Genomic DNA, 23,425 nt, shown 5'->3' with positions numbered 1-23,425 from the left:
AGGGCGTCGCCGATCTGCCCTCTTGTACGAGCTTGTACGGGTTGTCCGAAGTGTGAGACGGAGGCGGCGCGAGGGCCGCGGGGGTGCGCCCGCGAACCGTTCCGGGCCCGCGCCCTCCCGGTGGACCGGTGGTGCGTGCGACGATGCAGAACGTGACCGTCGTGCGCACCTCCGTACTGCCGCCCTACGCCGCCCACCTGCGGGTCTACGAGCCGCTGGCCGCCTACCCGGAGCCGGACCGGGTGCGTTGGCAGGCGTACGCGGCGGAGCGCGGCCCGGACGCGGAGGTGGCCGGGCAGGCGGTGGCCGCGGCGGGGCTGGAGGAGCAGCGGGCGGCCCTGGCGGAGCTGGTCGGGCGGACGCCGCGGGCGCTGCCGGAGCGGGAGAGCGAGCGGGCCTTCGTCCGGGCCGTGGACGGGGTGCTGTACGTCTGCCCGTGGGCGACCAGGCTGCGCAGCTGGCAGGCGCTGGAGGAGCTGCGGGCGGGGGCGCCGGTGGCGCTGGTGGACACCGCGCTGCCGCCGGCCACCCGGGCGGTCGCGGAGGCCGACCGGGAGCGCTGGCGGGCGGAGCACCCGGACGCCCGGCCGTGGATCCTGACCAGCCGGTGGGAGGTGCCGGTGCGGTGGTTCCTGCCGTTCGGGGAGGAGGACCGCTGCTTCGTGCCGGCCGGCGGGGCGGAGAAGGGGGAGACGGCGGCCGCGCTGTTCTATCTGACCCCGATGGCGCAGGCGCGCCGGCGGGTGGCACGCGGCTACCGGGTGTTGCGCGAGCACCTGCCGCAGGGTGAGCTGGTGCGCGGGGCGGAGCAGGTCGGGCGGTGGCTGGAGGAGTTCCATCCGCGCTCGCTGGTGGAACTGGACTACGGGGGCCTGGTGCACCTGCTGGGGCCGGGGCTGTTGGCGGAGGACCGCTCGGCGGGTGATCTGGAGGCGGGGCTGCAGGCGCTGCGGGCGGGGGACTCGGCGGGCGCGGTGCAGGCCTACGAGGAGCTGACGGGACGCTGGCGGCGGGTGCAGGCGCTGCGGCAGGCGAACTGACGGCGGCTGGGGGCTGCCAGGAGGGCCGCGGGGAGGGCCACCGGGGGCCGCTGAGGCCCTGTCAGCACTGGCTGGAGCCGGTGTCGGTGGTACTTGTAAGACTGGAAGGGTCGTTGGGCCCGACCCTCATGACCAAGGTCCCGGTTCGGGTCAATACCTATCGAACGTGACACTACTCACCGTTGACGCGAACTTACCCCTATGTGCAAAAATGGGACAACCAGCCCAACTTCACATGAGCGTGCCCCCTTTTGGGTGGTTCTGGACTCGATGAGCGCTTTGCGGGGAAACGGCGGGTCTGGTCCCCTCGTAACTAGATGTCACTATAAGGTGACTGCCCGTTATGGGGTGGTCCATCGCCATCCGTCGGCCTTGAACCCGTGAGGGGTCAATTTTGGCGGTTTGGTCGATAGGGCTGGACGGATGGTGTAGTTGTAGACACCAGGACAAGCCGTTCGTCCTATAACCGACTCGGCCCGTCTATGCCATTTCGGGCATCGCGGGCCAAGGTGCAGAATTTGAAGGATAGAACCGCCCTGGTTCGGTTCTCCCGAGGAGGCCGCTCATGACCGCTCGTACCCCTGATGCTGAGCCGCTGCTGACGCCGGCAGAGGTCGCCACCATGTTCCGCGTGGACCCGAAGACGGTCACCCGCTGGGCCAAGGCGGGCAAGCTCACATCGATCCGCACACTTGGTGGACACCGCCGCTATCGCGAGGCGGAGGTTCGCGCTCTGCTGGCCGGTATTCCGGCTCAGCGCACCGAGGCCTGATAGGCCAGAGGCTCTTTAAAGGGGCTGCTTACCGGACTCCGCCGGGTCCGGTAAGCAGCCCCTTTTGCATGCCCCGGGACGGCTCCGGAGATCGCCCGGTTCACCGCCCGTTCCATGCCGGTCGGTCGGAATGTTGAACTCCGGATAACGATTTGATGGTTGTGGGGTGGGGGGGATTTACTGTGAATGGCAGTGCAATTTTATATATTAAATTGGCACGGGTCGCGAGGGGGCGCCGGACGGTCGCTCTCAGGAAAAGGCAAGTGACGACGGTCACACGGACGGTCACTTGTGGTCTAGACCTATGCAGGGGTAGTGCGCACCCGGCCAAAAGCAGAGAGGCCCGGAACCAGACGGTTCCGGGCCTCTCGGCAACGGCGATCCTGACGGGACTTGAACCCGCGACCTCCACCTTGACAGGGTGGCGAGCTAACCAACTGCTCCACAGGACCAGAGATTTTCGATCCGTTCGCTTTGCTGTGCGCTGCGAACAAGACAGATCGTAGCCCATGGTGGGCCCCCAGGTCGAACCGGCTCCTGAGGGCCCCGTGCACCGCCCGCGCAGCTCAGAGCGCGGCCCGGGCCGCCTCCATCGCCTTCATGATCCGCTTCTCGGAGACCGGGGTCGGCGTGCCCAGCCCCTGGGCGAAGAAGCTGACCCGCAGCTCCTCGATCATCCAGCGGATCGCCAGGACCTCCGGGGAGGGCTGCCGGCCGGCCGGCACCTCCGCCAGCAGCTCGCCGTACGCCTGCTGGACCTGCTGGACCTTCAGCAGCTGCTGGGTGTCGCGCTGAGGGTGGTTCGGCAGCGCCTCCAGCCGGCGGTCCACCGCCAGCAGGTAGCGCTTCAGGTCCGGCAGCCGCTGCCAGCCGCTCTCGGTGACGAAGCCCGGGTGCACCAGCGAGGCCAGGTGCAGCCGGATGTCGTTCACGGCGTTCAGCAGCACCGGGCTGCTCACCGCCTTGAGCCGGGTCGAGGCCTTGTGGAAGGCGATCAGCGCCGTCGCCGTCTTCAGCGTGGTGTCCGCCGAGAGCTCGTACAGATCGGCCCGGACCTTGTCGTGCAGCTTGCCGAAGGCCGCCTCGTCCCAGGCGGGCCCGCCGGCCGAGGCCATCAGCCGGTCGGTGGCGCAGGCCACCACGTCCTCGAACAGGGCCGGGATCGAGCCGTGCGGGTTGTAGGAGAGCGCCAGCTTGGCCTGGTTGCCCAGCCGGCCCTGGATCGACTTGGCCGGCGAGTTGGTGCTCAGCATCAGCAGCCGCCGGGTGCCCTCCCACATCGCCTGGGCCTGCGCCTGCGGGGTGTCGAACAGCCGGATGCCCACCGACTCCCGCTCGTCCACCAGCGCCGGGTAGGCGCGCAGCGAGTGGCCCCGCGAGCGCTGCTCGAAGGTGCGCTGGAGCACCGGCAGGCCGACCGGCCAGGCGGTCAGCCCGGACTGCTCGATGCCCTGGCCGGAGGCCGCCGAGGAGAGCGTCTCCTTCAGCTTGGGCTTCAACTGGAGCCGGAGGTCCTCCAGGTCCTTGGACTCGGCGAGCTTCTTGCGTCCGTCGACCACCCGGAACGTCACCCGCAGGTGGTCCGGTACCCGCTCGTCGTCCCAGGCCTCCGGCGGGATGGTGATCGCCGTCATCCGCTTGAGGATGTGCTCCAGGGTCGGCAGCAGGGGCTCCTGGCGGTCCTTCACCTGGCGCAGTGCGGCCCGGGCGAAGTCCGGGGCCGGGACGAAGTTGCGCCGGATCGCCTTGGGCAGGGCCCGGATGTAGGCGGTGACCAGCTCCTCGCGCAGGCCCGGGATCTGCCAGTCGAAGCCCTCGGCGGTGACCTGGTTGAGGACCGGGAGCGGGATGTGGACGGTCACGCCGTCCGCGTCGCTGCCCGGTTCGAACTGGTACGTGAGCTTGAAGCGGAGCTTGCCCTGCTGCCAGTAGTCCGGGTAGTCCGCCTCGGTGACGCCGTCCGCCGAGTCGTTGATCAGCATCGACTTCTCGAAGTTCAGCAGGTCCGGCTGGTCGTGCCGGGCCTTCTTCCACCAGGAGTCGAAGTGCCGGGTGGAGACGATCTCCTCGGGCAGCCGGGAGTCGTAGAAGTCGAACAGGGTCTGGTCGTCGACCAGGATGTCGCGGCGCCGGGCCCGGTTCTCCAGCTCCTCCACCTCGGAGAGCAGCTTGCGGTTCTCGGCGAAGAACCGGTGGTGGGTCTCCCAGTCGCCCTCGACCAGCGCGTTGCGGATGAACAGCTCGCGGCAGAGCTCCTGGTCGATCCGGCCGTAGTTGATCTTGCGCTGGGCGACGATCGGCATCCCGTAGAGGGTGACCTTCTCGTAGGCCAGCACCGCGCCGGCCTTCTTCTCCCAGTGCGGCTCGCTGTAGCTGCGCTTGATCAGGTGGCCGGCCAGCGGCTCGACCCACTCGGGCTCGATCTTGGCGTTGATCCTGGCCCAGAGCCGGGAGGTCTCCACCAGCTCGGCGGACATCACCCAGCGCGGGGGCTTCTTGAACAGGCCGGAGCCGGGGAAGACGGCGAAGCGGGCGCCGCGCGCGCCGCCGTACTCGCGCTTCTCCACGTCGAACAGCCCGATGTGCGAGAGCAGGCCGGCCAGCAGCGACTGGTGGATCCGGTCCGCGTCCGGCTCCGCGTCCGGGTGCGGCTCCTCGATGGTGACCCCGAGCTGCTTGGCCACCGTGCGCAGCTGGGAGTAGATGTCCTGCCACTCCCGTATCCGCAGGTAGTTCAGGAACTCGGCCTTGCACATCCGGCGGAACGCCGAGGAGGAGAGCTCCTTCTGCTGCTCCCTGACGTAGCGCCACATGGCGAGGTAGGAGAGGAAGTCGGAGGTCTCCGACTGGAAGCGGCGGTGCCGGTCGTCGGCGGCCTGGCGCTTCTCGGTGGGGCGCTCGCGCGGGTCCTGGATGGAGAGCGCGGCGGCGATCACCATGACGTCGCGGACGCAGCCGTTGCGGTCGGCCTCCAGGACCATCCGGGCCATCCGGGGGTCCACCGGGAGCTGGGCCAGCTGGCGGCCGAGCGGGGTGAGGCGCTTGCGGACGTCCTTCTCGTCGGGGTCGAGGGCCCCGAGCTCGTGGAGCAGGCTGACGCCGTCCTTGATGTTGCGGGAGTCCGGCGGGTCCAGGAACGGGAAGGCGGCGATGTCGCCGAGCCCGGCGGCGGTCATCTGGAGGATGACCGAGGCCAGGTTGGTGCGCAGGATCTCGGCGTCGGTGAACTCGGGGCGGGAGAGGAAGTCCTCCTCCGAGTACAGCCGGATGCAGATGCCGTCCGAGGTGCGGCCGCAGCGGCCCTTGCGCTGGTTGGCGCTGGCCTGGCTGATCGCCTCGATCGGGAGGCGCTGGACCTTGGTGCGGTGGCTGTAGCGGGAGATCCGGGCGGTGCCCGGGTCGATCACGTACTTGATGCCGGGGACGGTCAGGGAGGTCTCGGCGACGTTGGTGGCCAGCACGATCCGGCGGCTGCCGGAGCGCTGGAAGACCTTGTGCTGCTCGGCGGAGGAGAGCCGGGCGTAGAGCGGGAGGACCTCGGTGAACTTCAGTTTCAGCTTGTCGAGCGCGTCGGCGGTGTCGCGGATCTCGCGCTCGCCGGAGAGGAAGACCAGGATGTCGCCGGGGCCCTCGGCCTGCAGCTCCTCGGCGGCGTCGCAGATCGCCTGGATCTGGTCGCGGTCCCGGTCGACGTCCGTGGACTCCTCGTCCTCGGCGTCGTCGACGATCGGGCGGTAGCGGACCTCGACCGGGTAGGTGCGGCCGGAGACCTCGATGATCGGGGCGTCGCCGAAGTGGCGGGCGAAGCGCTCGGGGTCGATGGTCGCCGAGGTGATGACGACCTTGAGGTCCGGGCGGCGGGGCAGCAGCTGCTTGACGTAGCCGAGGATGAAGTCGATGTTGAGGCTGCGCTCGTGCGCCTCGTCGATGATCAGGGTGTCGTACTGGCGCAGCTCGCGGTCGGTCTGGATCTCGGCGAGCAGGATGCCGTCCGTCATCAGCTTGACCAGGGTGTCCGGGCCGACCTGGTCGGTGAACCGGACCTTCCAGCCGACGGCCTCGCCGAGCGGGGTGTTCATCTCCTCGGCGACGCGCTCGGCGACGGTGCGGGCGGCGATCCGGCGGGGCTGGGTGTGGCCGACCAGGCCGCGGATGCCGCGGCCGAGCTCCAGACAGATCTTGGGGATCTGGGTGGTCTTGCCGGAGCCGGTCTCGCCCGCCACGATCACCACCTGGTGGTCGCGGATGGCGGCGAGGATGTCGTCCTTCTTCTGGCTGACCGGCAGCTCGGCGGGATAGGTGATCGCGGGGACGGCGGCCCGGCGCTGTTCGACCAGCAGCTCGGCGCGCTCGATGTCGGCGGCGATGTCGGCGGCGACCTTCTGCCAGGCCTCGGGCTTGCGGACCCGGCGGGCCCCCTCCAGCCGGCGGCCGATCCGGACCTGGTCGCGCAGGGTCAGCTCGGGCAGGCGGGCGGCCAGCTCACCGATGCCGGGACCCTGGGCCGGGTCCTTGCCGGTGGCGTCGGCGGACTGGACTGCGGGAGAACTCACTGCGGGCATCCCTCTAGGTTCGCAAGGAGGTGGGGTGGTGTGCACCTCGGTTTTTGAGCCCCTCCAGTGTCACAGCCGGGGGAGGGGATGTGCGAACGCCGTCCGGGGGCCTGTCTTCCGGCGGGGCAACGGTTCGGCGGGCCGCTGGGCTCTGAGGGGGAGAGGAGGTGCTCATGGGAGCCCAGAAGACCGAGCGGGACGAGGAGTTTCGCGCGTTCACCGGCACCGCGTGGCCACGGCTGCTGCGCACGGCCTACCTGCTGGCGGGGGACCGGTACTCGGCGGAGGACCTGGTCCAGCAGGCCCTGGAACGGGCCTACGCGGCCTGGGGACGGGTCCGCCGGGCCGATGATCCGCACGCCTACGTGCGCCGGATCGTGGTCAACGAACACGCCCGGAGGTTTCGCCGCCGCGCACCGGAACAGCTGGTCACGGCGGTGCCGGAGCAGGCCGGACCGGACGGGTTCGGGGCGCTGGACGACCGGGCGGCGCTGCTGGCCGCGCTCGCCTCGCTGCCCGCGCGGCAGCGGCAGGCGGTGGTGCTGCGGTACTGGGAGGACCTCAGCGAGAGCCAGGTGGCGGCCGCCATGGGCTGCTCGGTCGGGACGGTGAAGAGCCAGGCCTCCAAGGGGATCGCCAAGCTCCGTTCCGCCACCTCACTCACCGGGATCACCGGGATGACCGGAATGACGACGATCGGAGGCACGGCATGACCGAGCGGGACGGGTACGGAACGGCGGACGGCGACGAGGCGGTGGCCCGGGGGCTGACCGGGCTGGCGGAGGGGCTTGAGATCGGGCCGGTGCCCTACGACCGGGTGGTGGCCGGGGGCCGTCGTCGGCGGCTGCGGCGCCGGTCGGCCGTGGTGGGCGCGTTGGCGCTGGCCGTGGTGGCGGTGGCCGGCGGGGTGGCCGCGCTCGGTCCGAACGGGTCCGGGCGGGTCACCGCGGTGACGGTGGCGGGTGCGCCGTCCGCGGTGGCGCCGGGGATCGGTCCGACCGCCACGGCCACCGTGACGGCGGCCGCCAGGGACCCGTTCACCCCGGTCCGGGTCACGCTGGCCCAGGGCACGTCGAACGGGAAGGCGTGGACGGCCTGGGCGGCGCTCTGGCCCGCCGCCGCGAAGGACCAAGCGTTGCGGCAGGCGGGGCTGATCTGGCAGGACCAGCACGCGGCCGGCTCGGACCTGCCCGAGCCCACCGAGGACTTCGTGCGGCAGTACTGGCGGCAGGGCGAGGACGTGGTGAACCTCTACGTCACGCTGGACGGCCGTCGGCTGCCCGTCGACGCGACCCACACCACGCCCTCCCCGCAGGGGCGGTCGGCGGACGACTCGGACCGGCACGGCAACCTGACGGGCACCGCGATCGGCCCCCTGACCAAGGGCGGGACGTCCGGGCCGATGCTCGGTGCGCCGGACCTGGTGCTGCTGAAGGTGGGCGGGGACACCGCGAAGCTGGTGGCGTCCTGGCCGGACGGCACCACCTTCGAGCCGCCGCTGGTCACCGTCGGGGACTCGGCGGTCCGCTGGGTGGCGATCCCCCGGCGGGAGGGCCGGGACGGCGGGAAGATCAAGGTCTACGGGGCGGACGGCGTGCTGCTGGGCACCAACACCAGCTGGCTGGCCTGAACCTCCTGCCGGCCGTCGGTGCCGTGTTGTGTGGCAGGGCGTGTGGTGGGTCGTCACCGTGGCTGCGGTGGGCGGGCGGTCAGTGGTCAGTGGTCGGCGGTCACGGCGCGGGCGGGGCGTAGAGCTCCAGCTGCATGCCCCACGGGGCGAGGAAGTAGACCCAGCGGGTGCCGGCGACGGGGTGGCCGGGGCCGATGGTCTGGGGTTCGCCGAGGACCAGGACGCCGAGCGCCCGCAGGTGTCCGGCGGCCGCGTCCACGTCGGCGACCCGCAGGGCCAGGTGGTGGCCGCCCCAGTCGCTGTTGGCCGGCAGGACGCGGCGCTGGCCGGGTGCCCGGTACTCGAACAGCTCCAGCTCCAGGCCGTCGGGGAGGCGGACCACCGCCACCTCGGCGGTGGCCCGCGGGTGGACGCCGAGGTGCCGGGCCATCCAGTCCCCCTCCTGGTCCTCCACCGGTCCGGCCCGGTAGACCTCCTCGCCGCCGATCACCGCGGTGAAGAAGGCGACGGCCTGGTCCAGGTCGGGCACCGTGTAGGCGGCGTGGTGGGCGCCCAGCAGGCCGGGCAGTCCGGGCTGGGTGGGCTGGGTGGGCTCGCCGGGCTGGGTGGGCCGGGCGGTGGTCGAGGTCGCGGCCGGGTCGGTCATGACTGCAGCTCCGGGGTCGGGCCCGTGGCCGGCTCCGGGGTGGACCCGGGCTTGGCAGCGGGCTTGGTGAGGGTCTTTGTGGTGGTCTTTGTGGCGGTCTCGGTGGCGGTCTCGGTGGCGGGCGGTTCGGCCCGGCGGATGGCGGCGGTCAGGACGGCCGCCAGGGCGAGCAGCAACGGGATCAGCAGGTAGCCCACGCCGGGGTTGACCCGGTCGGAGACGGCGGCCAGCAGCATCGGGGCCACCCCGAAGGCCGTCCCGGAGGCGTAGCCCATCCGGGAGGACGCGGCGTCGACGCCGTTGGTGGCGGTGGCCAGCACCAGCACGATGGCCAGCGGGAACTGCAGCGCCATGCCGAGGCCGCAGACCACCAGGCCGGTCACCGCGATGGCGGGGTTCGTCGAGGCCCAGAACAGCGCGAAGCCGACCGCCGAGACGCCCAGCGAGCCCAACAGGACGGTGGGCGCCGGGAACCGCAGCGTGAAGCGGGCGCCGAACAGCCGGCCGACGAAGATGCCGACCACGAGCGCCGAGCCCGCCGCGGTGGCCCCGGCGGCGCTCACCCCGGCGTGTTCGCGCAGGTAGTCGGACTGCCACTGGGTGAGGCAGACCTCCACCCCGGCCACGGCGACGATCACCCCGAGGGCGGCGAGGAAGAGCCGGGGGCTGCGGCCGCCCGGTGCCCGCGCCTCGGCGTCGGCCGGGCCGCTCGGGGCGTCGGCGGGCGCGGATGCCGAGGGCAGCGGCGCGCGCAGCAGGCGGCCGAGCAGGAACACGGCGCCGACCAGGACGGCGGTCAGCGCGATGCCCGGCCGCCAGCCGAGGTCCGCGTTCACCGAGGCGCCGATGACCAACGGTGCCAGCAGGCCCATGCCGGACATCGCGGCGTTGGCCTCACTGATCGCGGCCGGTCCCGCCGCGCCGTGGTGATCGCTCAGCGAGGGCCAGATCGCGGTCAGGGTGAGGCAGCCGAAGAAGGCCGTCACCAGGGTCGCGCCGAGCGTCTGCGCGGTGCCGTGGGCGAGTGCCAGGCAGAGCGAGCCGACGGCCACCCCGCCCATCGCCCCCCAGAGCGTGCGGCCGCGGCCGAACCGGGCGACGAGCGGCGGGAACAGCGGCGCGCAGAGCAGCATCGCCACCGAGAAGGCCGTGCCGTGCAGGCTGGCGACAAAGCGGCTGGTGTGCTGCTCGTCGCGCAACAGCGGTACGAGCGGGCCGAATCCGAAGACGAAGTACCCGTACGCGGCGATCTGGGCGTAGAGCAGCCACGTGGTGGCGTCCCTGGTCAGTCGAGGCATTGGCCGAAGCTAACCGGCGCCGGCCGGGGCTGTCTGTACACGCCTGTGGTACCCGACCGGGTACCCCGGCCGACCGCCGCTTCGGCCGTGCCGCAGCCCGCTTCCACCGTGTCAGCATCGCCCTCCTGACCGAGCGGCAGGTACTGGCGGAGGGGAGCCCCGAATGGACGCGGCACGGCTGGACGCGGTGCGGGTGAGCGGGGCGGTGATGACGCATCCGCGCCGTGCCGACCTGGCGCGGGAGCTGATCGGGCGCTGCCGGCCGGAGGAGCTGGACCTGGTGCTCGACCCGGAGCCGGACGGCCCGCCGACCGGGCTGCGCACGGCCGTCCGGGCCTGGTCCTCGGTCCCGGCCGGGGCCACCCACCGGCTGGTGCTCCAGGACGATGCCGTGCTCACCCCCGGTTTCTTCGACCACGTCCGGGCCGCGGCGCGGGCGGCGCCCGCCGCCGCGCTCGCCTTCTACACGCACTGGCAGTCCCGCAACGCCGCCGCCGTCCGGCTGGCCGTGCTGTCCGGCCACCGCTGGGCGCCGGCCACCGCGGAGTACACCCCGACCGTGGTGCTGCTGCTGCCCGCGGCGGTCGCCGCCGGGTTCGCCGACTACGCCCGGGAGTTCGGCGCGACCTGGGCCGACGACGTGGTGATGAGCCGCTACCTGCGCGCGGCCGGGGTGCCGACCTATCTGGCCGCGCCCAACCTGGCCGACCACGCCGACGTACCGAGCATGCACGCCAACGGCGGCCACGGGCCGCGCCGTTCGGCCTGCTTCGCCGCCCTGGCCGCCGGTGCCGACTGGGAACTCGACGGCGGTCTGGCGGAGTTGGACGCGATCCCGTTCTTCAAGTACGGCCGGGCGCAGGTCGCCACCCGGCTGGCGGACGGCCGGTGGGCCAGCATCGAGGCGTACCGCTACCTGCGGCGGATCGGGCTCGACCCGGCGGAGTCGCGCAAGCGGCTCGGCGAGTCGATCGCCGCGCCGACGCCGCACACCGCCCGGCTGCTCGCCGAGCTCGACCGGCCCACGGTGGAGGCGCACTGGCAGACCGCCCTGCTGATGGGGGTGGTCACCGCCGCCCGCCGCCGGGCCGCCGCCGAACCGGACGGTGCGCTCGCCGAGTCGGCGCTCGGGACGGTCGGTGCCGGGGGGCTCTGCACCCGGTTCGGCGACGACGGGCTGGCGCGGCTGCGGCCGGGGCTGCTGGAACTGGCCCGGAGCGCCTATGCCGAGGGGCTGGCGGTCGGCGCGGGGTGCGCGCCGGACGCGGGCGGCGGCGGGCCGGTGCGGCCGGCCCGGGACCGGCGGGTGGTGATCACCGGCCAAGGTGGCCAGGATGGACGGGAGTTGGCCGGGGCGCTGGCCCGGATCCTCGCGGACGGGGACTGGGACGTCACGCTGTGGGGTGCGGACCGGTCCGACTACCCGGGCGTGACGGCGGCCGAGCCCGGCACGGGCCTGGCGGGCGCCACGGCCCTGCTGCAGGTGGCGGGCGGTGGGTCGGCGGCGCTCGATGGGGGTGCGCTCGATGGGGGTGCGCTCGTGGCGGGCGTCCGGGCCACGGCGGACGCCGCGGCCGCGGCCGGTGTCGCCGGATCGGTGCTGGTCGGCCCGGCCGAGGTCGCGGGGACGACCGTGCTGAGGCCCGGCCTGGTCTACGGGCCCGGCATCCAGGACGGCTCGGTGCTGGAGCAGGCCGTGCGCCAGTCGCTGCTCGCCCGGCCGATCCGCCCGGACGCCCGGTCGGGGCGGCGCTGGCAGCCCGTCTTCGTGGACGACCTCGCCGAGGCGGTGGACCGCGCGCTGCGACTGCCTGCCGTGTCGGGGGCGTTGGACGCCGTACCGGGGGCACCTGAGGCCGCCGTGACGGGGCTGCTGGACGTCTGCGGGACGCGGGCGCTGACCGCCGTCGAGCTCGCCGAGGCGGCCTCCGCGGCCGTCCGGCCGGTGCCCGTGGAGGCGGCCCCGCCCGGCGGTCAGGACGCCGCCGGCGGTCACGACGCCGCCGACGGGCAGGTCGAGGAGGACCCGGTCCGCTCGACCGAGGCCGCCGCGGCGGTACTCGGCTGGCAGCCGGGCACCCGGCTGGTCGACGGCCTGCGTGCCTGGTCCCAGTGGCTGGCCTACGAGGCCGAGCCGCGCTCCGCCGGGGGTGCCGAGTGACCACCACCCCGCTCTCCACCGAGGCCGCCAGCATCGCCACCCCCGGCGGAGCCAACGAGGACCTGGCGCTGACCGGACCGCAGTTCGCCCTCGTCCTGGACGGCGCGACCGCCGAACCCGGCGCCAGCACCGGCTGCGGCCACGACGTCCGCTGGCTGGTCGCCGAGGTCGGCACCCGCCTCGCCCGCGCCCTGCTGCACGACCCCGAGGCCCGGGTACCGCTGCGCGAACTGCTCCACGACGCGCTGGCCGAGCTGGCCGCCGACCACGGCCGCACCTGCGACCTGGACAACCCGTGCAGCCCCACCGCCACCCTCGCCCTGCTGAGGCTCGCCGGGGACACCGTCGAGCACCTCGTCCTGGGCGACTCCACCGTGGCGCTGCGGGACCGCTCCGGGGCCGTCCAGGTCGTCACCGACGACCGCCTGGAACGCCTGATCCACCTGCCCTGGGCGGAGCTGCGCCGCCACCGCAACCGGCCCGGCGGCTTCTGGGTGGCCGGTCCCAGGCCGGAGGCCGCCTGGCACGCCCTGGCCGGCAGCCTCCCGGTGGCCGGGCTCGGCACCGCCGCACTGCTCACCGACGGCGCCGCCCGGCTGGCCGAACGGTACGGCTGCGGCTGGCCCGACCTGCTGGAGCTGCTGGAGCGGGAGGGCCCGGTGCAGCTGGTCGAGCGGGTCCGCGCCGCCGAACTGCGCACCGCCCCCGGCCGCTACCCCGGCAAGCACCAGGACGACGCCACCGCCGTGCTCTGCCGCTTCGAGAGCCACGAGAGGCCGTGAACGCAATGGTCCCCTTCGGCATCGCCGTCATCGGCTGCGGCTACGTCGCCGACCTGTACGCGGCGACCCTGCCCAACCACCCGTCCCTGCGGCTGATCGGGGTGTACGACCGCGACCCGGCCCGGACCGCCGCCTTCACCGCCTGCCACGGCGTCCCCGGCTACCGGACGGCCGCCGAGCTGCTCGCCGACCCCGCCGTCCGGGCCGTGGTCAACCTGACCAACCCGGAGAGCCACTACGAGGTCACCCGGGCCGCCCTGCTGGCCGGCAAGCACGTCTATGTCGAGAAGCCGCTGGCGACCGACCTCGACCGGGCCCGGGAGCTGGCCGCCCTCGCCGCCGAGCGCGGCCTCCAACTCGCCTCCGCACCCTGCGGACTGCTCGGCGGCGCCGCCCAGACCGCCTGGCGGGCGCTGCGCGAGGGCCGGATCGGCACCCCCCGGCTGGTCTACGCCGAACTGGACGACGGCCCGATCCTGCGGATGCCGTTCCACGAGTGGATCAGCCCGTCCGGGGCGCCGTGGCCGTACCAGGACGAGTTCGAGACCGGCTGCACCGTCGAGCACGCCGGGTACTGGCTGACCTGGCTGACCGCGTTCTTCGGCCCGGTCCGCGAACTGGTCGCCTACTCCGCCCTGGTGGCGCCCAACCCGCACGTCCCGGCGGGCACCGCGCTCGCGCCGGACTTCTCGCTGGCCGTGCTGGGCTTCGAGCAGGGCGTCACCGCCCGGCTGACCACCAGCATCCACGCGCCCAAGGACTACTCGCTGCGGGTGATCGGCGACGAGGGCGTCCTGCACGTCGCCGACTCCTGGCAGTACGACTCACCCGTCACCGTGAGCCGGCACCCGGACGGCGGGCCGCAGCCGGTCCCGCCGGTGCCCGGCCCGGAGCGGCCGCACCGCTACCCCGGCACGCACGACATGGACTTCGCGCGCGGCGTCGCCGAACTCGCCGCCGCGGCCGAGGACGGTCGGCCCTCCCGGCTGCCGCTGGACCACGCCCTGCACGTCCTGGAGCTCACCCTGGCGATCTCCGCGGCGGGCCCGGGAGCCGTCATCAGACCCACCACCACCTTCGCGCCCGTGCCACCGATGCCGTGGGCCGGGGGAGAGCAGCAGTGAGGAGAGAAGAGATGTCACCGCCTGAGACAACGGCGTCCCGTCCCCGGACGCCCGGACCGTCGGCGCCCGGTGGACCGGAAGCCCGTGAACCGGGGTCCCGGGTAGCGGAGTCCCCGGAGTCGGAGTCCCCGGTGTCGGAGTCCGGCCTGTTGGAGTCCGGCCTACCGGGCCCGGCGGCGCCCGCCGACCGGGAGCCGCCGAGGCTGTCCTTCCTCGGCACCGGCTACCTCGGCACCACCTACGCGGCCTGCTACGCCGAACTCGGCCACCAGGTGATCGGCCTGGACGTCGACCCGGTGAAGGTCGCCGCGCTCGCCGCCGGCCAACTGCCGTTCCACGAACCGGGTCTCGCCGAACTCGTCCGGCGCGGACTGGACTCCGGGCGGCTGCGGTTCACCACCGACCCGGCGGTCGCCGCGGCCGGGGCCGACGTGCACTTCCTCTGCGTCGGCACCCCGCAGCGCCCCGACGGCGGCGCCGACCTCGGCCAGGTCGCCGCCGCCGTCCAGGCCATCGCCCCGCACCTGCACGGGCGGACGCTGCTGGTCGGCAAGTCGACCGTCCCGGTGGGCACCGCGGAGTGGATCGAGCGGCTGCTGCGCAAGCACGTCCCGGACGACGCGGACGCCGAGGTCGCCTGGTGCCCGGAGTTCCTCCAGGAGGGGCACGCCGTGGACGACGTGCTGCGCCCGGACCGGATCGTGGTCGGCGCGCGCGGCGAATGGGCCCGCCGGACACTCGACCGGGTGCACCGCGGGGTGCACGAGCTGGCCGCCCGCGAGGGGCGCGAAATCCCGGTCCTGGAGACCGACTTCGCCACCGCCGAGCTGGTCAAGACGGCCGCCAACGCCTTCCTGGCCACCAAGATCTCGTTCATCAACGCGATGGCCGAACTGTGCGAGGCGGCCGGCGCGGACGTCGCCCGGCTGGCCGAGGCGCTCGGCCACGACGAGCGGATCGGCCCGCACTTCCTGCGGGCCGGGGTCGGCTTCGGCGGGGGCTGCCTGCCCAAGGACATCCGGGCCCTGCAGTCCCGCGCCGAGCAGCTGGGCGCCGGGGCGGCCGTGCGCTTCCTGCACGAGGTGGACCTGATCAACCAGCGGCGCCGGGAGCGCGTTCTGCAGCTGGCGGGGGAGCTGTTGGACTGCGTGGCCGGCCCGGCGGGGCCGGAGCTGACCGGTACCCGGATCGCCGTTCTCGGCGCCACCTTCAAGCCGGACTCGGACGACGTCCGGGACGCCCCGGCGCTGGCGGTCGCCCGACTGCTGCACGGCGCCGGCGCCCAGGTGCGGGTGTACGACCCGCTGGGCGGGGCCAACGCCCGGCGCAGCCACCCCGAACTCGGCTACGCCGAACGCCTGGAGCAGGCCTGCGCGGGCGCCGACCTGGTCTGCGTGCTGACCGAGTGGCAGGAGTTCCGGGAGGCCGACCCGGCCGCGCTGGCGCGCCTGGTCAACGGACGGATCGTGATCGACGGCCGCAACTGCCTGGACCGGGGCGCCTGGGGCGCGGCCGGCTGGACGTACCGCGGCCTCGGCTGGAAGGAGGTGGCCTGAGTGGCCGAGAAACTGATCCTGGTGACCGGAGGGGCCGGCTTCGTCGGCGGCCGGCTGATCCGCAGCCTGGTGGCGGCCGAGCCGCACGCGGAGATCGTCTCGGTGGACAACTACTTCACCGGCTCGCCCGAGCGGCACGTCGACCACCCCCGGGTGCGCTACCTGTACGGCGACACCGTCGACGTGGTCGCCCTCTGGTCGGAGCGCGGCCTGCCGGCGCCCGCGGTGGTGTACCACCTGGGCGAGTACTCGCGGATCCCGCAGTCCTTCGAAGAGCCGGACCGGGTTTGGGAGTTCAACCTGCACGGCACCAAGGAGGTGGTCCGGTTCTGCCGGCTGCACGGCGCCAAGCTGGTGTACGCGGGCTCCAGTTCGAAGTTCGGCAACGACGGCCGGGACGAGCACCTCAACCCGTACGCCTGGACCAAGGCCAAGAACATCGAGTACATCCGCAACACCGCGGACTGGTTCGGCCTGGACCACGTCATCACGTACTTCTACAACGTGTACGGGCCCGGTCAGATCGCCACCGGTTCGTACGCCACCGTGATCGGCATCTTCGAGCAGCAGTACCGGGCCGGTCTGCCCCTCACCGTGGTCGAACCGGGCACCCAGAGCCGCGACTTCACCCACATCGACGACATCGTCGAGGGCCTGTTGCTGTGCGCGGAGCGCGGCTCCGGGGACGGTTACCTGCTGGGCCGGGGAGAGGAGTTCCAACTGGTCGAGGTGGCAGGGATGTTCGGCGGGGAGATCGCCATGATCCCGTCCCGCCGGGGTGAGCGCGCCAGTGGTCGGGCGGACAACTCCCGCTCCAGGGAGCTCGGCTGGGATCCGAAGATCTCGCTGCGCGACTACATCGCGGAGTTTGTCGCGACCCGCAGGCCGGTCTCGGTGTCCTGAGCGCCGACCGGGTCCACGATTCCGTAGCGCAGGGCGATCGCCACCGCCAACGTCCGGTTGGGGCAGTTGAGTTTGGCCAGCACCATGGTCACATGGCGCTTCGCGCCGTGTACCGAGATGCCGAGCCGGGTGGCGATCTCCTTGTTGCTCAGGCCCTCCACCAGCAGCCCGAGTGTCTGCCGCTCCCGTTCGGTCAGCGCCCCGCCGGCCACCCCCGGCAGGCTGCCGCGCTGGTACGGGACCCTGGGGCCGGGCCGCCCCTGCGCCGGGGCGGGGGCGCGGCGCAGCACCAGGCGGCGCAGCGAGTCCTCCAGCAGCGGGGTGGTGACCTGCTCCAGGGGCAGGAAGCCGTCCACCCGGGCGGTGTCCCAGATGTGCGGGCTGCGTGCGGCGGCGGCGTCGAGCAGGACCAGGAGCCGGCCGTCGCCGCGCGGGGCGGCCAGCACCGACCTGGTCCACGGCGCGACCTCGTCGACGCAGACCAGCGCCACCACGTCCGCGCTCCACAGCTCGGCGGGCGCCCCGATCCGCTCCGGTGGCCTGGTCGAGGCCTCGGCCACCAGCGGCAGCCCGCCGAGCATGCCGGCGATGCCGTGCCGGTGCAGCTCGCTCTCGGCGACGACCGTCACCGAGAGGCGGTCCCTCGGCCGGTCCTTCGCGTGCTGTCCCCCCGGATCGTTCACGACACGCCCGCCAGCAGCTCCCGCCAGTGCCGCACCGCGGCCTGGTCGACGGGGTGGTCCCAACTGCCGTGCGGGCGGGCCCGGGTGCCGACGTGGAAGGCGTCCAGGCCGCCCGCACGCAACGGTGCGACGTGCGGCTCGCGCAAGGTCCCGCCGGCGATCAGGCGGGGGGTGGGGGTTCTCGGGCGGTCGGCTGCGCTCGGGCCGTCGGCTGCTGTGCGGCCCTCACCTGCGTTCGGGTCGTCGCCTGCTCTTCGCTGGGCGCCGAGTCTTCGGTTCTCGGCGAGCAGGGTGGCGAGACCCTCCTCGACGCCCTGCGGCCCGCCGGAGCTGAGCACCGAGTCGAGTCCGGGCAGGCCGGTGACGGCGGCCCAGGCCGCGGTGCGGTCGGCGGCGAAGTCGATGGCCTTGTGGAAGGTCCACGGGCGGCCGTCCAGCACCTCCAGGACGGCCTCGACGGCGGGCAGGTCGACCGCGCCGTCCGGGGTGAGGAAGCCGAGGACGAACTCCTCGGCGCCCGCCCGGAGCAGCGCCCGGGCCTGTGCCCGGAGCAACTCCACGTCCCCCGCGGCGAATCCGGCCGCCTCGCGCAGCATGACCCGGACCGGCAGGTCCACCGCCGCGCGCACCTCCCGCACCGCCTCCGGCGACGGTGTCAGCCCCCACTTCGCCATGTCCTGCACCAGTTCGATCCGGTCGGCACCCCCGAGCGCTGCTGCCCGGGCGTCCAGCGCGTCCAACGCGATCACTTCGAGCATTGGTCTAGACATGAGAAGAGCATTGCACAGCCCCTGAAGGGAACTGACGTGTTCACACGAGAAGTCCGTGTGCGCCGGACGCGCGCGAACGACATCCGGACGGCCGCGTTCGGGTTCAGGCCTCCAGTGCCGCCTGGTCGGCCTCCGGCAGCCAGTCGCGCGCCGGGTCGTACTCCAGCCAGCGGTTGCGCCGGGCCTCCTCGCCGAAGGCCCGCAACAGCTGTTCCAGCAGCGGGTGGTGGCGTTCGGTGGGCCGGCGGGGGTCGGCCGCCGGCAGGGGCTCCTCGCGCCAGAGCAGCGACCAGGCGTAGAGCGGGGTCGGGCCGACCAGCGGGACGGTCCGCACCCCGGGCAGGTCCGGCAGCGGGCAGTCCGCGGGGACGAGGGAGAAGCAGCCCTGGTCCGCCCGCACCCGCTCCACGAAGTGCTCCAGCCCCAGGTTGACCGAGCCCACCCGGTCCGAGATCCCGAACTGGTCGGCGAACCGGGTCAGGAAGTCCAGCCGGTCCACCGCGGCCGGATACCGCAGCGCGCCGCCGCCCTCGCGCAGGTCCGCCGGGCGCAGCGACGGGCGGTCCGCCAGCGGGTGGTCGGTGCTCAGCAGCGCGTCGACCGGCTCCAGCCGGACCAGGCGGTGGGTCAGCCCCTCGCCGAGGCCGCCGGGCAGCGGGTGGACCCGGCCGAACCCGGCATCCGTCCCGCCGCGCAGCAGGGCGGCGGCCACCGAGGGGAGGTCCCGGCCGGGGACCGGCTCCACCTCCAGTCCGGGGGCGCCCTCGACGGCCTGCGCGACGGTCCGCATCGGTGCGTACAGGTGCCCCCAGACGTCGATGCGCAGCGGGCGCCGCACGCAGGCCACCGCCGCCAGCGCGGCCTCCCCCTGGGCGAGCAGCCGCAGGGCCGGCTCCAGGAAGCGGCGTCCGGCCTCGGTCAGCCCGGTGCCGCGACCGTCGCGGTCCAGCAGTCGGGCGCCGAGCACCGCCTCCAGGCGGGCGATCCGCTTGGACAGCGCCTGTTGGCTGATCGACAGCCGTCGTGCGGCGTGCCCGAAGTGCAGCTCCTCGGCGGCCACCGTGAAGGCCCGGACCTGGGCGAGATCAAGATCCATGGCCGTTCACCATAGGCGACAACCCCCGGTTGTCGCAGCGGAACGGGGGTTGTTGGACCGCCGCAGGCGGGGCGGGGTGTGCTGGGCGCCCGGCGGGGCTTGTGGCGCCCCGGCCGACGACGGACCAAGGAGTGGGTATGAAGGCGCTGACACCGACCGGTCGGCCCGCTGCGGCGGTCGGGTTCGCGGAGGTCGGGTTCGCGGAGGTCGACCAGCCCCGGCCCGGGCCCGGCGAGGCCCTGGTGAAGGTCGAGGCGTTCTCGGTGAACCGCGGCGAGACCTTCCAGCTGGAGGCGCCGAAGCCGGGCTGGCGGCCCGGCAAGGACATCGCCGGACTGGTCGTCCAGGCCGCGGCGGACGGCTCCGGCCCGGCGGTGTGCCGGCGGGTGGTCGGCCACCCGCCGGCCGGGGGCTGGGCCGAGTACGTGTGCGTCCCCACCGACTCGCTGGCCGAGCTCCCCGACTCGCTCGACAGCGTCCGGGCGGCCGCGCTCCCGCTGGCCGGGCTCACCGCGCTGCGGCTGCTGCGGACGGCCGGCGCGCTGGCCGGTCGGCGGGTGCTGCTGACCGGGGCCTCCGGGGGCGTCGGCCACTACGTCACCGAGCTGGCGTCGGCCGCGGGCGCCGAGGTCACCGCCGTCACCGCCTCGGCGGAGCGCGGCCGACGGCTGACCGAGCTGGGCGCGGCCGCGGTCGTCCACGAGATCGGCGCGGCGCGCGGCCCGTACGACCTGGTGCTGGAGTCGACGGGCGGCGCCGGCCTGCCGGTGGCGCTGTCCCGGCTGGCCCGGCGCGGCACGCTGATCTGGTTCGGGCAGGCCTCCCGGACGCCCGCCACGCTGGACTTCTTCGACTTCTTCAAGGGCCCGGAGTCGGCCACCCTGCGGCACTTCCACTACGCGGACTCCGAGGCGGGCCACGGGGCGGGCCGCGGCGTTGGCTACGGGGCGGACCTCGCCACGCTGGTCCGCCTGGTGGGGGAGGGGCGGCTGACCCCGGAGATCGGCCGGATCGCCCCCTGGGCGGAGACCGCCGCCGTCCTCACCGACCTGAGGGAGCGCCGGATCCGCGGCAAGGCCGTCCTGACGGTGAGCGCGTGAGCCCGTGGCCCTCGCTCCGTCGACCCTCGTGAACCCCTGTCCGCACACCACCGACGAAGGCTTCCCCCGATGACCACCTCGCCCGGCCTCTCCCCGCCCGACCTCTCCTTCCTCGACCTCCCCGGATTCCTCCAGGCCTTCGTCGAGGAGACCCGCCCCCGAGCCACCGGCGCCGGGCTGGACCCGCACGAGTACAGCCGGGTCACCGCGCCGCTCGCCTCCGCGACGGACTGGCCGGAGGCCTGCCGCCAGGCCGGTCGGCGGCACCTCGCCGCCGCCGACCTGGCCGACGCCGAGGGCCGGACGGTGACCGCCGGCGAGGCCTACCGCAGGGCCGCCCGCTGGTTCCACTTCGCCGCCCTCATCCCGCACCCCGACCGCGCCGCGGCGGCCGAGGCCGCCACCGAGGCGGACGAGGCGATGCGCCGCGCGCTGGCCCGGCTGGACCAGGCGGCCGAACGGATCGAGGGCGACACCTACGCCGGCTGGCTCCGCCGCCCGGCCGGGGCGGCCCGCCCCGCGGTGGTGATCGTCGTCCCCGGCATGGACTCCGGGAAGGAGGAGTTCCACGGCGTCACCGAGGCACTGCTCGCCCGCGGGGTCGCGGCGCTCGCCATCGACGGCCCCGGCCAGGGCGTCCTCGCCGCCACCACACCGGTCGAACCGGACTACCACCGCGTGGTCGCCCGGGTCATCGACGCGCTGGCCGCCCGCGAGGACGTCGACGCCACCCGCATCGGTGTGATCGGCCTCAGCCTCGGCGGCTACTACGCCGCGATGGCCGCCGCCCACGAGCCCCGCGTCCGCGCCACCGCGACCGTCAGCGGCCCCTACCGGCTCGACTGGCCCGCACTGGTCCCCTTCGTCACCGCCACCCTCGCCCAGCGCTGCGGCGGCGACACCGCCGCGGCCCGCGCCTTCGCCGACCGGGTCGACCTGACCGCCACCGCCCCGCTGATCCCCGGCCCCCTGCTGGTCGTCGACGGCGGCGAGGACGGCATCCCCGGCGCCACCGACGGCGAACCGCTGGCCCGCCACGCCCCGCACGCCGAGTACCTCCTCGTCCCGCACGGCAACCACCTCCTCGGCAACGCCACCGCCGACTGGCTCCCCCCGACCGCCGACTGGCTCACCGCGCACCTCACCGCCGACTGACCTGGCGGTTTGGGGCGGCCTACTCGGCAGGCCTCGTCCCCTCCGGCCAGACGCAGGGGGAGGCGAAGCCGACGTTCAGGGTGCGTTGGCCGTCGCCGATCTCGATCAAGGACGCGGTGAACCCGTTCGCGTGGTTGGTGAAGAAGAGGGCGTGGTCGAAGTCGGCGGACGCGTCGTTCAGCTTGAAGCCCATGGCCTCGACCTGGGCGCGGAAGGCCGCGAAGTACTCCGGATGCCGGTCCACCGGCACCCCGGTCAGGTTCCGTGCGGTGACGGCGGTGACCTTGCCGTCGTACTCGGAGGGGGCGTCGTTCTTGAAGCACACGCCGTCGTTGTCCCGCTCCGCGACGGGGGTGACGGGCTGCGGAAACGCGCCCACGGCCTGAGCGACGTAGCTCTCGGTCTGCGCCTTCGCCTCGGCCCGCGTCATCGTCGGCCGATTGGACTCGACACTGCACCCCGCCAGCACCAGCGCCAGCACGACGACGACGGCCGGACCGAGCCTTCGGTTGCGGTGCACGGCACTCATCCGGCCTTCCTTGTTCCGGCCGCGACTTCGCCGAACGCCGTTACCGACGGCGAGTTCTCCCGCCAGTAGTGCGAGTGGTCGGTGTCCCCGGCGGCGAGGTGCTGTGCGCCGAACCGGGTGTCCATCGGATCCATCCCGAACAGGAGGCTGGCGCCCGCCGCGTTCTTGATCATGGTGTCCTCGCTCCCGCGCGCCACGTAGACGTGGGACGGGTCGATGTTCAGGTCCTTGGCGTGGTCGACGCCGACGCCCGGGCTGCCCACGAGGATGACGTCGTCGACCGGGACCTTGTGGTCCCGCATGGTGAAGCCGACGGTGGTGCTGCCGTAGCTGTGGCCCATGAGGGTGTTGTGCGACGGTGCGCCCTCGTGGGTGGTGCGCAGTCCGGTCTGGAACCGGGCCAGGTCCTTCTCCGCGTTCTCGGCGAACTCGTCCCGCACCGCGTCGGGGAAGAGGTTCTGCGGCGCGTCGTAGCCCACCCAGGCGAGGGCCGCCGTGGTCTTGGAGCCGTCCGCCAGCTTCGCGGCCTTCACCATCTCGTCGGCCTTGTCCACGTCCCCGGGGGCCGTGGCGAGCCGGGCCGAGGTGCCGGGGACGAAGGTGAGCACGTTGTCCGCGGTGTCGGGGTTGTTGACCGACACGATCGCCCGCCCACGGCCCTTGGTGTCCAGGCCGAGCAGGAAGGCCGGGGCGCCGTCACGGAGTTTCAGCTTGTCCCCGGTCAGCCGGCTCTCGATGGCGTTGAGCGACTTGAGCTTCTCCTGCAGGTCGTAGTTCTTGGCGTCCCACGCCATGAAGTCGGGGTTGGTGATGGCGCCGTTCACTCCCGCGATCTTCTCGGGCGGCTGGGGGCCCAGCTGGAGGAGCTGGAGCTTGAGGTCCTCCTGGCTGTGCTTCAGGGTGATGCGGTTGGCCTGGTCCCGGGCGACGGCCGGGACGCCGTCGAGGTTGCCGACCTGGTCGGGGTGGTTGAGGACGAAGCGCTGCTGCTGCGCCTCGGTGAGGCCGTCCCACCAGCGTTTGACGTCGTCGGGGTTCGTGCCGGTCGCGGGGACCTGGTCGCGGGCCGCCACGGCGGCCTGGTCCGCCTGTGCGGTGGCGCTGTCCAGCCCGGTGCCGCTGCTCGCGTTGTAGGAGAGGTGGCTGAGCCGCTGTTCGATCTCCTGGTCGGCGTGGGCGGCCTCGTTCAGGGCGGCGGTGATCCGCTTGCCGATCTCGCGGGCGTTCGCCTCGGCGCCGGTTCCGGCGTAGCCGGCGGAGGAGGGTTCGTTGTCCCAGCTGATGCGGCCGTCGGCGGCCACGGCGAACCTCTTCGCCTTGGCGTCGTCGAGGGCGCTGATCAGGTGGGCCTGGGCTGCCGCGAAGCCCTCGGCGGCGTCGGCGAGGGCGCGGCCGACGAAGGCGAGCTCCTGGCGGGCGGCCTGGAGCTTGGAGCCCAGGGCCTTGATCTCCGCCTGGGCCTTGTCGGATGTGGCCCCGGTCCAGTGCGAGCCGCCCAGGCGGTCGGTGACCTCCCGCTGCCAGTCCTCGATGTGCCGGCCGAAGGCGGTGGCCAGGGAGTCGTAGGCGGTTTTGGCGCTGGTGAGGTTGTTGATGCCGGCGTTCTGCAGGGTGGCGATGTCCACGG

Annotated in this window: 19 protein-coding genes and 1 tRNA gene; 11 read left to right on the top strand and 9 right to left on the bottom strand. The window is 73.5% G+C overall.

What is annotated here, in order from left to right:
* The first annotated feature begins 143 nt into the window (after positions 1 to 143).
* Complete coding sequence (locus tag ACGFZP_RS08410) at positions 144 to 1,040, top strand: hypothetical protein (RefSeq protein ID WP_392929929.1); 897 nt, start codon at positions 144 to 146, stop codon at positions 1,038 to 1,040.
* A 565-nt stretch (positions 1,041 to 1,605) separates the two neighbouring features.
* Complete coding sequence (gene bldC / locus ACGFZP_RS08405; protein WP_014137253.1) at positions 1,606 to 1,812, top strand: developmental transcriptional regulator BldC; 207 nt, start codon at positions 1,606 to 1,608, stop codon at positions 1,810 to 1,812.
* A gap of 378 nt (positions 1,813 to 2,190) precedes the next feature.
* Here the strand turns inward: bldC and ACGFZP_RS08400 are convergent.
* Positions 2,191 to 2,264: transfer RNA gene (locus ACGFZP_RS08400), tRNA-Asp, on the bottom strand.
* Positions 2,265 to 2,378: 114 nt separating this feature from the next.
* The gene (hrpA, locus tag ACGFZP_RS08395; RefSeq protein WP_392929928.1) at positions 2,379 to 6,374 is read right to left on the bottom strand and encodes an ATP-dependent RNA helicase HrpA; all 3,996 of its coding nucleotides are present in this window, start codon (positions 6,372 to 6,374) and stop codon (positions 2,379 to 2,381) included.
* 164 nt (positions 6,375 to 6,538) lie between these two features.
* Here hrpA and ACGFZP_RS08390 point away from each other — a divergent pair, with 164 nt between their 5' ends.
* Positions 6,539 to 7,078 carry a SigE family RNA polymerase sigma factor gene (locus tag ACGFZP_RS08390; protein ID WP_392929927.1) on the top strand — a complete coding sequence of 180 codons (540 nt, stop codon included), beginning with the start codon at positions 6,539 to 6,541 and terminating at the stop codon, positions 7,076 to 7,078.
* Positions 7,075 to 7,995, top strand: coding sequence for a hypothetical protein (locus tag ACGFZP_RS08385; protein ID WP_392929925.1), 921 nt, complete (start codon positions 7,075 to 7,077; stop codon positions 7,993 to 7,995). Before ACGFZP_RS08390 ends, ACGFZP_RS08385 begins: the two co-directional genes overlap by 4 nt.
* Before the next feature lie 100 nt (positions 7,996 to 8,095).
* On the opposite strand, the gene ACGFZP_RS08380 is transcribed toward ACGFZP_RS08385, so the two are convergent.
* Both ACGFZP_RS08380 and ACGFZP_RS08375 read right to left on the bottom strand, forming a co-directional pair.
* Positions 8,096 to 8,641 carry a VOC family protein gene (locus ACGFZP_RS08380; protein WP_392929923.1) on the bottom strand — a complete coding sequence of 182 codons (546 nt, stop codon included), beginning with the start codon at positions 8,639 to 8,641 and terminating at the stop codon, positions 8,096 to 8,098.
* The gene (locus ACGFZP_RS08375) at positions 8,638 to 9,939 is read right to left on the bottom strand and encodes an MFS transporter (protein ID WP_392929921.1); all 1,302 of its coding nucleotides are present in this window, start codon (positions 9,937 to 9,939) and stop codon (positions 8,638 to 8,640) included. The genes ACGFZP_RS08380 and ACGFZP_RS08375 overlap by 4 nt, the downstream gene beginning before the upstream one ends.
* Before the next feature lie 163 nt (positions 9,940 to 10,102).
* On the opposite strand from ACGFZP_RS08375, the gene ACGFZP_RS08370 reads away from it, so the two are divergent.
* From ACGFZP_RS08370 to ACGFZP_RS08350, 5 genes are all read left to right on the top strand, one after another.
* Positions 10,103 to 12,100, top strand: a complete 1,998-nt coding sequence (locus ACGFZP_RS08370; protein WP_392929919.1) for an NAD-dependent epimerase/dehydratase family protein — start codon at positions 10,103 to 10,105, stop codon at positions 12,098 to 12,100.
* Positions 12,097 to 12,882, top strand: coding sequence for a protein phosphatase 2C domain-containing protein (locus ACGFZP_RS08365; RefSeq protein WP_392929917.1), 786 nt, complete (start codon positions 12,097 to 12,099; stop codon positions 12,880 to 12,882). The genes ACGFZP_RS08370 and ACGFZP_RS08365 overlap by 4 nt, the downstream gene beginning before the upstream one ends.
* A gap of 5 nt (positions 12,883 to 12,887) precedes the next feature.
* Positions 12,888 to 14,006, top strand: coding sequence for a Gfo/Idh/MocA family protein (locus ACGFZP_RS08360; protein ID WP_392931001.1), 1,119 nt, complete (start codon positions 12,888 to 12,890; stop codon positions 14,004 to 14,006).
* A 131-nt stretch (positions 14,007 to 14,137) separates the two neighbouring features.
* On the top strand, positions 14,138 to 15,562 hold the full coding sequence (locus tag ACGFZP_RS08355; RefSeq protein WP_392929916.1) for a UDP-glucose dehydrogenase family protein: 1,425 nt from the start codon (positions 14,138 to 14,140) through the stop codon (positions 15,560 to 15,562).
* On the top strand, positions 15,563 to 16,465 hold the full coding sequence (locus tag ACGFZP_RS08350) for an NAD-dependent epimerase/dehydratase family protein (protein WP_392929914.1): 903 nt from the start codon (positions 15,563 to 15,565) through the stop codon (positions 16,463 to 16,465).
* Here ACGFZP_RS08350 and ACGFZP_RS08345 read toward each other — a convergent pair.
* From ACGFZP_RS08345 to ACGFZP_RS08335, 3 genes are all read right to left on the bottom strand, one after another.
* The gene (locus ACGFZP_RS08345) at positions 16,417 to 17,094 is read right to left on the bottom strand and encodes a response regulator transcription factor (protein ID WP_392929912.1); all 678 of its coding nucleotides are present in this window, start codon (positions 17,092 to 17,094) and stop codon (positions 16,417 to 16,419) included. The genes ACGFZP_RS08350 and ACGFZP_RS08345 overlap by 49 nt on opposite strands.
* A 50-nt stretch (positions 17,095 to 17,144) precedes the next feature.
* Positions 17,145 to 17,918 carry a copper homeostasis protein CutC gene (locus tag ACGFZP_RS08340; protein ID WP_392929910.1) on the bottom strand — a complete coding sequence of 258 codons (774 nt, stop codon included), beginning with the start codon at positions 17,916 to 17,918 and terminating at the stop codon, positions 17,145 to 17,147.
* Positions 17,919 to 18,021: 103 nt separating this feature from the next.
* Positions 18,022 to 19,014: a LysR family transcriptional regulator gene (locus tag ACGFZP_RS08335; protein ID WP_392929908.1), complete on the bottom strand. Its 993-nt coding sequence runs from the start codon at positions 19,012 to 19,014 to the stop codon at positions 18,022 to 18,024.
* 137 nt (positions 19,015 to 19,151) lie between these two features.
* Between ACGFZP_RS08335 and ACGFZP_RS08330 the strand changes: the two genes are divergently transcribed.
* Positions 19,152 to 20,114, top strand: coding sequence for a zinc-binding dehydrogenase (locus tag ACGFZP_RS08330; RefSeq protein ID WP_392929906.1), 963 nt, complete (start codon positions 19,152 to 19,154; stop codon positions 20,112 to 20,114).
* Positions 20,115 to 20,183: 69 nt separating this feature from the next.
* Positions 20,184 to 21,269, top strand: a complete 1,086-nt coding sequence (locus ACGFZP_RS08325; RefSeq protein ID WP_392929904.1) for an alpha/beta hydrolase family protein — start codon at positions 20,184 to 20,186, stop codon at positions 21,267 to 21,269.
* A 19-nt stretch (positions 21,270 to 21,288) separates the two neighbouring features.
* On the opposite strand, the gene ACGFZP_RS08320 is transcribed toward ACGFZP_RS08325, so the two are convergent.
* Both ACGFZP_RS08320 and ACGFZP_RS08315 read right to left on the bottom strand, forming a co-directional pair.
* Entirely contained in the window at positions 21,289 to 21,798 is a 510-nt protein-coding gene (locus ACGFZP_RS08320; protein WP_392929902.1) for a hypothetical protein, read from the bottom strand.
* Entirely contained in the window at positions 21,795 to 23,423 is a 1,629-nt protein-coding gene (locus ACGFZP_RS08315) for an alpha/beta hydrolase (protein ID WP_392929900.1), read from the bottom strand. The genes ACGFZP_RS08320 and ACGFZP_RS08315 overlap by 4 nt, the downstream gene beginning before the upstream one ends.
* Between the last annotated feature and the right edge of the window lie 2 nt (positions 23,424 to 23,425).

The sequence above is a fragment of the Kitasatospora sp. NPDC048239 genome (assembly GCF_043202015.1).
Classification (GTDB): domain Bacteria; phylum Actinomycetota; class Actinomycetes; order Streptomycetales; family Streptomycetaceae; genus Kitasatospora.
The sequence above is the reverse complement of the archived record's forward strand: the minus strand, read 5'-3'. Positions and strand labels throughout refer to the sequence as shown.